The organism is Kitasatospora setae KM-6054 (assembly GCF_000269985.1).
Classification (GTDB): domain Bacteria; phylum Actinomycetota; class Actinomycetes; order Streptomycetales; family Streptomycetaceae; genus Kitasatospora; species Kitasatospora setae.
In genome coordinates this window covers 4,138,597-4,147,778 of the sequence record NC_016109.1, presented here as the reverse complement: position 1 = coordinate 4,147,778, position 9,182 = coordinate 4,138,597, and the positions used below count along the sequence as shown (strand labels likewise).

General features: G+C 74.2%; 11 protein-coding genes and 1 tRNA gene. 2 read left to right on the top strand and 10 right to left on the bottom strand.

The genetic code is table 11. From position 1 onward, the window contains the following. Position 1 precedes the first annotated feature (1 nt). From KSE_RS18395 to KSE_RS43395, 3 genes are all read right to left on the bottom strand, one after another. Complete coding sequence (locus tag KSE_RS18395) at positions 2 to 907, bottom strand: RNA polymerase sigma factor SigF (RefSeq protein WP_014136838.1); 906 nt, start codon at positions 905 to 907, stop codon at positions 2 to 4. A gap of 203 nt (positions 908 to 1,110) precedes the next feature. Beyond that, the gene (locus tag KSE_RS18390) at positions 1,111 to 1,404 is read right to left on the bottom strand and encodes a Dabb family protein (RefSeq protein WP_014136837.1); all 294 of its coding nucleotides are present in this window, start codon (positions 1,402 to 1,404) and stop codon (positions 1,111 to 1,113) included. A gap of 76 nt (positions 1,405 to 1,480) precedes the next feature. Beyond that, a complete protein-coding gene (locus KSE_RS43395; protein WP_014136836.1) occupies positions 1,481 to 1,645 on the bottom strand; it encodes a hypothetical protein in 165 nt (54 codons plus the stop codon). Between the two features lie 539 nt (positions 1,646 to 2,184). On the opposite strand from KSE_RS43395, the gene KSE_RS18385 reads away from it, so the two are divergent. Continuing rightward, positions 2,185 to 4,254, top strand: a complete 2,070-nt coding sequence (locus KSE_RS18385; protein ID WP_148283114.1) for a DUF7507 domain-containing protein — start codon at positions 2,185 to 2,187, stop codon at positions 4,252 to 4,254. A 66-nt stretch (positions 4,255 to 4,320) separates the two neighbouring features. Here the strand turns inward: KSE_RS18385 and KSE_RS18380 are convergent, their stop codons facing one another. The 5 genes from KSE_RS18380 to KSE_RS18360 form a co-directional block, all read right to left on the bottom strand. Continuing rightward, the gene (locus KSE_RS18380) at positions 4,321 to 4,986 is read right to left on the bottom strand and encodes a DUF4328 domain-containing protein (RefSeq protein WP_014136834.1); all 666 of its coding nucleotides are present in this window, start codon (positions 4,984 to 4,986) and stop codon (positions 4,321 to 4,323) included. Positions 4,987 to 5,145: 159 nt separating this feature from the next. Next, positions 5,146 to 5,235, bottom strand: a tRNA-Ser gene (locus KSE_RS18375). Between the two features lie 52 nt (positions 5,236 to 5,287). Continuing rightward, entirely contained in the window at positions 5,288 to 5,827 is a 540-nt protein-coding gene (gene tadA / locus KSE_RS18370; RefSeq protein ID WP_014136833.1) for a tRNA adenosine(34) deaminase TadA, read from the bottom strand. Between the two features lie 29 nt (positions 5,828 to 5,856). Then, positions 5,857 to 6,420 carry a tRNA adenosine deaminase-associated protein gene (locus tag KSE_RS18365; protein WP_014136832.1) on the bottom strand — a complete coding sequence of 188 codons (564 nt, stop codon included), beginning with the start codon at positions 6,418 to 6,420 and terminating at the stop codon, positions 5,857 to 5,859. Positions 6,421 to 6,791: 371 nt separating this feature from the next. Beyond that, a complete protein-coding gene (locus KSE_RS18360; protein ID WP_014136831.1) occupies positions 6,792 to 7,052 on the bottom strand; it encodes a hypothetical protein in 261 nt (86 codons plus the stop codon). Between the two features lie 157 nt (positions 7,053 to 7,209). Between KSE_RS18360 and upp the strand changes: the two genes are divergently transcribed. Then, positions 7,210 to 7,845 carry a uracil phosphoribosyltransferase gene (upp, locus tag KSE_RS18355; RefSeq protein ID WP_014136830.1) on the top strand — a complete coding sequence of 212 codons (636 nt, stop codon included), beginning with the start codon at positions 7,210 to 7,212 and terminating at the stop codon, positions 7,843 to 7,845. Positions 7,846 to 7,932: 87 nt separating this feature from the next. Here the strand turns inward: upp and KSE_RS18350 are convergent, their stop codons facing one another. After that, positions 7,933 to 8,637, bottom strand: a complete 705-nt coding sequence (locus KSE_RS18350; protein WP_033258823.1) for a LytR C-terminal domain-containing protein — start codon at positions 8,635 to 8,637, stop codon at positions 7,933 to 7,935. Positions 8,638 to 8,842: 205 nt separating this feature from the next. Then, positions 8,843 to 9,139, bottom strand: coding sequence for a type II toxin-antitoxin system VapB family antitoxin (locus KSE_RS18345; RefSeq protein ID WP_014136828.1), 297 nt, complete (start codon positions 9,137 to 9,139; stop codon positions 8,843 to 8,845). Positions 9,140 to 9,182 lie beyond the last annotated feature (43 nt).

The following is a 9,182-nucleotide window of genomic DNA, read 5'->3' as shown; positions in this document are numbered from 1 at the left end:
CTCACTCCTCCCAGGAGTTCCCGGTGCGCAGCCGGGACAGGATCCGGGACAGCAGCCGGGAGACGTGCATCTGGGACATGCCGAGTTCGGTGGAGATCTGCGACTGCGTCAGGTTGGCGAAGAACCGCAGCATGATGATCCGCCGTTCCCGCTCGGGGAGTTGGACCAGCAGGTGGCGGACCATGTCGCGGTGCTCGACGTCGGTCAGGGCGGAGTCCTCGTAGCCGAGCCGGTCGAGCAGGGCGAGGCCGCCCTCGTGCTCCTGGGCGGCCTCCAGCGAGGCGGCGTTGTAGGCGCGGCCGGCGTCCAGGCAGGCCCGGACGTCCTCCTCGGGGATGCGCAGGTTGGCGGCGATCTCCGGGACCTTGGGGGCCCGTCCGTGGGCGACCGTCAGCTCCTCCATGGCGCCGCTGACCTGCACCCAGAGCTCCTGGAGGCGGCGCGGGACGTGCATGGTGCGGACGTTGTCGCGGAAGTAGCGCTTGATCTCGCCGAGGATGGTGGGCAGCGCGTAGGTGGGGAACTGGACGCCGCGGTCGGGGTCGAAGCGGTCGATGGCGTTGATCAGGCCGATGGTGCCGACCTGGACGACGTCCTCCATCGGCTCGTTGCGGCTGCGGAAGCGGATGGCGGCGTAGCGGACCAGCGGGATGTTGATCTCGATCAGGGCGGAGCGGACCCGGGCCCGTTCGGGGGTGCCGGGCGGGAGCTCGGCGAGCCGCTCGAACAGGACCCTGGTGAGCGTCCGGACGTCCACCGCGCCGCGCCCGCCGGGGCGGCGGGAGGCCAGCTCGACCGGGTCGGGCAGGTCCTCGATCCGGCCCTCGGCCGGACCCTCGGTCCGGTCCCCGATCCGGTCCTCGACCTGGTCCTCGGGCGCACTGCCCTGCTGCGTCCGCACGGACACGTCACCCCTCCCTTGTGAACCACCTCGCCAATTTCCGGCAAAACCGGTCATAGCATCACAAGTCGCTCTGTAGGCGAGCAAGTACCCGGTGGAGGCGTGTTGACGAACCGTCCAGCATTCGGCGGAGTGTGCTACGGCTCCCGCTCTCCGGTGGAGGGCGGGAGCCGCCGGGTCGTGCGTGTACGAGGGGTGCCGGGGGAGGGTCAGACCTCCAGGTCGGCGATCACCCAGGTGGCGAACTCGCGCCACTGCGCCGCGGCGGCCTGATGGGCCGGGTGGCCGAGGTAGGCGGCCAGCGCCTCGCGGTCGGCGACCAGGCTGTTGATCGCGAAGTCCTGGGCGATGTCGCGCTCGGCGAAGTTCCAGCCGCACTCCCACTCGCGCAGCTCGGGGATCAGCGCGCCGAGCTCGGCGAACGCCTTGGCGCCCGCGACGGCCCGCGGGTCCTCCTTGGTGACGCCTTCGTTGAGCTTGAACAGGACCAGGTGCCGGATCACGATGCCGCTCCTCGCGGGTGAGGGAGGGCGCGCCCGGTCGGGGGAGCGCCCCGGAAGGACGAACCCCGCAACGGTACTAGCGCACCAGTCCGGTCATGAACGAGCCGACCGCCTTCGCGGCGTCCGAGATGCCGACGAAACCGGACTTCACCAGGTCCGCCGAGCGGTCGGGCGAGGTGATGATCGTGTAGATGACGAAGATGACCAGGATCCACATGGCCACCTTCTTCGCCTGAGCCATCGAACGGTCCTGCCTCCCTGGGTCGGGCCGCCGCCCTCTCCCCGCGCGGCCCTGTCACCCGGCAGCTTATCCACCGGACGGCGCAACCGGTGAGGGGTGCGTTCACCCGCTGGGACGAAGGTCCCGCGCGGACGGGGCTTTCTCCGGATGTGGCCCCCCCCGGCGCCCGGCAGGATGGTTGATGTACCGAGGATCTGGCAGGAATCCCCGGTACGGCGATCCGGAGGTCCCCGCTGTGGGACCGGTGCCGCGGCTTCCCCCCGACGCGGCGCCGGTTGTGGGACCTCCGATTCGGGGCAGCAGCTCGTCCCCCCGGAGCTGCTGCCCCCTCCGCTCCGCGGGCCGCGAGGTTCCGCGCAGGCTCCGCACCTCCCCGGGTCCGGTGATCGACCGCCCCGGGAGGTGCGGGGCCTTTCGCCGTTCCCGCGCGCTCCGCCGGGCGGGTGCTTGGCCGCGCCCGCCGCGTGTCCGCTGCCCGGTTCCGCCCGCCCCGAAGGTCGACTACGAAGCATCGACCGGAGAGGCGGAACGCAGACGTGGTGACCATTCGACGGACCCCCCGGGCCGGCCGCGCCCTCGCGGCGGCGGCGGCCTGTGCCGCGGCCCTCCTCGCGACGGCCGCGCCGCCGCCCCCCACCGCCGCCGCCACGGCCGCCCCGCCCGGGCAGCGGGCCGGGACGGGCACGCCGCTGGTGGACGAGACCTTCACCGGGGCGAGCGCCGACAGCGGGTTCGTCGCCACCGACGGCGCCTGCCTCACCGGCGCCGCCGAGGTCCCGTTCCTCCCGGTCGCCCAACCACGGGCGCTGACCGGCTGCCCGGGCGGCGCGGTCGGGCCCGTCCCGCCGAACGCGGCCGCCCCGCACGGCTACCTGCGGATGACCGACGCCGGCAACGACCGGGCCGCGGCCGTCCTGTACGAGCGCCCGCTGCCCGCCAACGAGGGCATCCGGGTCACCTTCGAGCAGTGGCAGTACGGCGGCGACACCAGCAGGCCCTCGCCCGCCGACGGCATCGCGTTCTTCCTGGTCGACGGCGCCGCCTCGCTCACCCGCCCCGGCGCGTTCGGCGGCAGCCTCGGCTACGCGCAGAAACTGCCCGACGACGACCCGGGCAACGCCTTCCTGCCCGGCTTCGAGGGCGGCTACCTGGGCGTCGGCCTGGACGTGCTCGGCAACTACTTCGGCGACTGGGAGCACCGCGGCGACGGCTGCGCCACCCGCTCCCCGGCCGGCACCGCCTTCCGGGCGCCCGCGCCCGGCGCCAACATGGTGACGCTGCGCGGGCCCGGCGAGGGCACCACTGGCTACTGCCTGCTCGGCGCGACGACGAGCAACACGACCACCACCGGGCCGTGGCCGTCCACCCTGCCCGGGCAGCTGCACGGCCCCGCCACCGCCGCCGACCTGCCGCCCGGCACCACCCCGGCGCAGGCCGAGGCCGCGCTCGAACCCAGCAAGCGGACCGTCACCGTCACCGTGACCCCCGGGCCCGACCCGCAGGTCGAGGTGGACGTCGACTTCGGCGCCGGCCCGGTCCGGGTGCTCAGCCAGGCCGCGCCCCAACCGGCGCCCGCCACCTACAAGTTCGGCTTCGCCTCGTCCACCGGCGCGTTCACCGACGTGCACCTGCTGCGGCACGTCACGGCCGCCAGCGTGGCGCCGCTGCCGCGGCTCAACCTGGTCAAGCAGGTCGACCGGGCGCACCCGCTGCCCGACCCGGTCACCGCGGGCACCGTGGTGCCCTACCAGTTCGTGGTCACCAACGGCGGCACCACCGAGATCCGCGACCTGGCCGTCAGCGACCCGGTGGTCGGCCCGGTCAGCTGCCCGACCACCGTCCTCGCCGTCGACGCGACCGTCACCTGCACCGTCTCGTACACCGTCACCGACGCCGACGTGCGGCGCGGCTACCTCACCAACACGGCCGTCGCGCACGGCGATTCGGACGGCGGGCCGGTCGAGTCGCCGGAGGCCAGGCACGAGCTGCCGCTGAACGACGACTTCGGGCTGCTGCTGGAGAAGCACGTCGACGACGAACGGGTCTACCGGGCCGGGCAGACCGCCACCTACACGTACACCGTCACCAACACCACCACCCAGCCGGTCACCGGACTGTTCCTCACCGACGACCGGCTCACCGGCGTGCGCTGCGCGGCCACCACGCTGACGCCGCGTGACACCCCCGGCGCGGTCACCACCTGCACCGGCTCGTACACCGTCACCGCGGCCGACGCCGAGGCGGGCGGCGTGCGCAACACCGCGACGGCGACCGGCACCACGCCGGACCGGACCGTCACCTCGCCGCCGGACGACGCGGTCATCGCGGTCGAGGCGGAGCCCGGGGCGACGGAGAGCCCCAGCCCCAGCGCGAGCCCGTCCGGGTCGCCGTCGGAGGGGCCCGCCGAGCCGTCGCCGTCGCCGTCGCCGTCGTCGTCGGCTCCGGAGTCCCCGGCGCCGCCGCCGGTGCCGTCGCCGTCCGCGAGCGTGCCGGGGCCGGGCGGGGAGATGCCCGGGACGGGGAGCGCGCCGGTGCTGCCGCTGCTGGTCGCGGGCGGGCTGGTGCTGGCCGGGGTGGTGGCGCTGCGGCTGGCCCGCCGGCGCGACTGACCCGGCGGAACGGCGGAGGGCCCCGGCCGCGGGTGGCGGCCGGGGCCCTTCCGGGTGCCGGGGCGGTCAGACGGTGACCGGCGGCGGGGTCCAGGCCGCCCAGGCCCGGGCGGCGTGCTCCTCCTGCATGGCCGTCAGCCGGTGCACCACCAGGATCGCCAGGACCGCCGCGGTCAGCGTCAGCAGGCTGGAGACGGCCAGGGTGAGCAGCGCCTCGCGGTAGGAGTCCAGGTAGGTGCGGGCCGCCTCGGAGTCGAGGCTGTCGGTGCCCATGACGGAGACCAGCCGGCTCAGCAGGATCGCGGCCCACCAGCAGTGCACCGGCCAGGCGGAGACCGGCCGCGGCACCCCGTGCTCGCCGGCCGGGGCGCTGGCCTTCCAGACGTCGGTGGTGATCCGCCAGGGGAACCAGAACTGGACCAGCGGGACGAGCCAGCCGCCGACCGCCCAGCCGCGCGCGTGCTGGTGCCCGTGCGGGTAGATCACCTCGGCGTTCACCCGCACCCGGTACAGCCAGGGCAGGTACACCGCCGCGGTGCCCAGGACCAGCACCATGACGGCGGCGGCCAGGACGTCCAGCAGCGTCGCGGCCTGCTCGGAGGGGGCGTCCGAACCCATCTCCAGCAGGGCCAGGGCCGCTCCGCCGAGCGCGACCGCCCCGTTCAGACCCAGCAGCACCACGGACGCGGTGGCCAGCGTCCGGGGGGACCGGTAGACAGCGCGGGACGGCATGTCGAACTCCTCGTTCCGTTTGTGAAGGAGTCAGCACAGTAGCGCCCGCCACCGTCCAAAGGCCAGGTAAAACCGCAGCTCAGGGGCGGTTTGTCCGCTTCGGAGCGGAAGGTCGGAAACGCCGAAGGGCCCGACCGGAAACCGGTCGGGCCCTTCGAGTGGCGGTAGCGGTGGGATTCGAACCCACGGTGGAGTTGCCCCCACACACGCTTTCGAGGCGTGCTCCTTTGGCCGCTCGGACACGCTACCGAGGGGAACTCTACCGGATCGGGGGGACGGGACGAAATCCGTTCCGGGGCGGTCAGCGCTGGGTGTCGAAGAAGGCCAGCAGCTGCGCCGTGCACGCGTCGGCGAGGACGCCGCCGATCACCTCGGGCCGGTGGTTCAGGCGGTTGTCGCGGACCACGTCGAAGAGCGAGCCGGCCGCGCCGGCCTTCGGGTCGTACGCGCCGAAGACCACCCGGGCCAGCCGGGAGAGGACGATCGCGCCCGCGCACATCGTGCACGGCTCCAGGGTGACCACCAGGGTGCAGCCGCTCAGCCGCCACTCGCCGACCTCCGCGGCGGCCGCCCGGATCGCCACCACCTCGGCGTGGCCGGTCGGATCGCCGACCGCCTCGCGGACGTTGTGGCCGCGGCCGAGCACCGTGCCGTCCGGGCCCAGGACGAACGCCCCGACCGGGACGTCACCGGTGGCGGTGGCCAGTGCGGCCTCCTCGATCGCGAGGCGCATCCGGTCCCGCCACCGGTCGCGGACCGGGTCGGGGCGTTCGGGGGCGGGCAGCGGGGTGATCCGCGGCCGTTCGCCGAGGGTCGGGACGGGGGTGGGGACGGGCTGCATGGACCCAGTGTCGGGCACCGGGGCCGCCGCTACCGAACGGCCTCCAGGACCTCGCCGCAGCCCAGCGCCTCGGCGATCTCGCCCAGCGCGTCGCCGGGCGCGGCGCCCTCGCCGGCCAGCTCCAGCAGGTCGGCCGCGGCCAACCCGAACTCGGTCAGCAGCTCGGAGTCGCCGATCGGCCCGATCGGGCTCGCGCCCCGGCCGCCGACCGGCTCCTCGTCGTCCTCGTCGGCCCCGTCCTCGGCGACCGCGCCGTCCTCGTCGTCGAGGCCGGCCACCAGCCCGTCGAGGTCGTCGAAGTCGGCCTCCCCGTCCTGTTCGATCAACTCGTCGGTGAGCACCGCGCCGTACGAGCTGCGCGCCGCGGCGGCCGCGTCGGAGACGAAGATCCGCGGGTCGTCCTCACCGTCGATCCGCAGGACGGCGAACCAGGCGTCCTCCTGCTCGATGAAGACCAGCACGGTGTCCTCGTCCTCGGCCGCCTCGCGGGCCAGGTCGGTCAGGTCGGCCAGGGTCTCTACGTCGTCGAGTTCCGTCTCGCTCACGTCCCACCCGGCACCGGTGCGAGCAAGCACTGCAGCGAAGTACGCCACCAGGGACACTCCCAAGATTGGTCTCGGCTGTCGGCGATCTCGGGCGGGTGCGGTCCGGCCGCCCCCGCGCCAGAAGGCGGCCCGCTGTTCGGACCGTCCCACCGCATCGTGACAGAAAGCCCGCCGCTGCGGGGGGTGTTCGGCAGCGCGTCTTCGCAGGTCGTGTCGGAATGGTCGGCTTCCGGCCGCTCCGGGCGCGGATCTTGTCTTCCGGAGACCTTGCGGCGGGGGCGTCCGGGCCTTCGGGGGGCGCGGACGCGGTGCGGGGCGCGGCCGGGCGGGCCGTTCCGGAGCGGCCGGATCCCGCCCGTTCCGGCCGGGTAGGAGGGGTGCGACGGGCCCCGGCGGGGTACGCCGGGGCGGGCCGGGGGTCAGAACCGGAAGGTCCGCATCCGCATGGCCTCGCGCATCCGGCGCTCCTTCGTCCGTCTCGGCTGCACCCGGGCCCGCAGCTCCCGGGCCTCGGTCAGCTCGCGGAGGAACACGGCCCGGCGCCTGCGCCGTTCCGCGTCGGTCTCCGCGGTGCTCGGCGCGGTGCTCTGCGCGTCGCTCTCTGGCGGCGGACGGGACTCGTCTGTCGAGCCGGACCCGCCCGCGCCGGCGGTCGATGCCCGCGTCGGGTTGCTCTTCATAGGTTCCGACTTTCCCAGATCAGCCGCGTCGATACCACAGGAGCGGCCCGAGTTCCGTGATTCCGGCGGGTCACCGGGCCGCCCGGCGGGTCGTCCCGGTCCGGGTGGATTCGTACGGAGTCGTACACACGTGCCGGTGGCCGTTACCGTTGGTGTCATGCGCCTCCACGTCGTCGACCACCCGCTGGTCGCCCACAAGCTGTCCACCCTGCGCGACGAGCGCACGGACTCCCCGACCTTCCGGCGGCTGACCGACGAGCTGGTCACCCTGCTCGCCTACGAGGCGACCCGGGACGTCCGGACCGACACGGTCGAGGTCACCACGCCGGTCGCCGTCACCCAGGGCACCCGGCTCTCCTACCCGCGCCCGCTGGTCGTCCCGATCCTCCGGGCCGGCCTCGGCATGCTCGACGGCATGACCCGGCTGCTGCCCACCGCCGAGGTCGGCTTCCTCGGGATGGTCCGCAACGAGGAGACGCTGGAGGCGTCCACCTACGCGACCCGGATGCCGGACGACCTCTCCGGGCGGCAGATCTACGTCCTCGACCCGATGCTGGCGACCGGCGGCACCCTGGTCGCGGCGATCCGGATGCTGCTCGACCGGGGCGCCACCGACGTCACCGCCGTGGTGCTGCTGGCCGCGCCCGAGGGCGTCGCGGTGATGGAGCGCGAGCTGGCCGGGCGGCCGGTCACGGTGGTCACCGCGGCGGTCGACCAGCGGCTGAACGAGCACGGCTACATCGTGCCGGGGCTGGGCGACGCGGGCGACCGGCTCTACGGCACGGCGGGCTGAGCGGGCGGCACACGCGGCGAGGTCCGGCCGAGGGCGGGGGGTTCCCGTTCTCGGCCGGACCTCGTTCGCGTGCGGGCCCGGGCCGGCTCAGCAGTGGCCGGGCTCCGGGGTGGGGGAGGGCTTGGTGAGCTCGGCGAGGGCGGCGGCGGCCTGGGTGGGGTCGGCGAGGGCGCTGAAGGTGTCGCCGATGACGAAGTCGACGGTGGCGTCGGTGCGGCTGTCCTCGGTGGCGGTCGCCGCGGCGACCTGGGAGACCAGCAGGGTGGCCGCGCCGAGGCCGCCGGGGCCGCTGAGGATCTGCGCGGTGCCGGGGACCTTCTTGTCGAGCGCGGCGGGCGCGTTGCCGACCTTGTCGACCACGAAGCCGCGCTTGCGCAGCTCGTCGGCGGTGCGGGCGGCCAGGCCGGCCTTGCCGGTGGCGTTGTAGACGTTCACCTTGACGGCGGCGGGCTGCGGCACGGCCGTGTCGCTCGGGACGGGCGCCGGGCCGCCGGACGCGGGCGCGCCGGACGCGGGGGCGCTCAGGGCCCCGGCCGAGGCGGAGTTCTCCGGGGCGGCCAGCGGCTTGCCGGAGACGCCGGCGCACGCCTGGGCGGTGCTGCCCTTGTGCTTGCCGCTGAACACGTCGTACAGCTGGGAGCCGCCGACCGTCACCAGCCCCAGGGTCAGCACGGTGCCCAGCGCGATGGCGACCTTGCGGCCGCGGCGCGGGGGCCGGCCGAGGCGGGGGAAGGCGTTCCCGGTGACGCGGTACTGCTTCCCCTTCAAACCCCGGGGAGTCAACATGCTCATGGTCTGTCTCCCCCTAGGTGCCAGGGTGGGGTGTCGGTGACCGCGGAACGGCCGTGGGAATCGGGCCGCGTTGACCGCTGTAGTCAGCACACTAATCCGACTACGGGTGCGCAGGTACTAAACGATCATCATCCGGGGGACGACGGCACTCGAAAGGACGTACCGGTACCGCCGTCGGTTGCACCCGCGCCCGCGTGACACCGGGTCAGTCCATCTCCAGCACGCGGGCGTGCAGCACCTGCCGCTGTTGGAGGGCGGCCCGGACGGCGCGGTGCAGGCCGTCCTCCAGGTAGAGGTCGCCGCGCCACTTCACCACGTGGGCGAAGAGGTCCCCGTAGAACGTGGAGTCCTCCGCGAGGAGGGTCTCCAGGTCCAACTGCCCCTTGGTGGTCACCAGCTGGTCCAGCCGCACCGGGCGCGGCGCGACGTCCGCCCACTGGCGGGTGCTGGTCCGGCCGTGATCCGGGTACGGCCGTCCGTTGCCGATGCGCTTGAAGATCACACGGAAAGCCTACCGTTCGGGACGCTCCGGGCGCAGCAGGCGG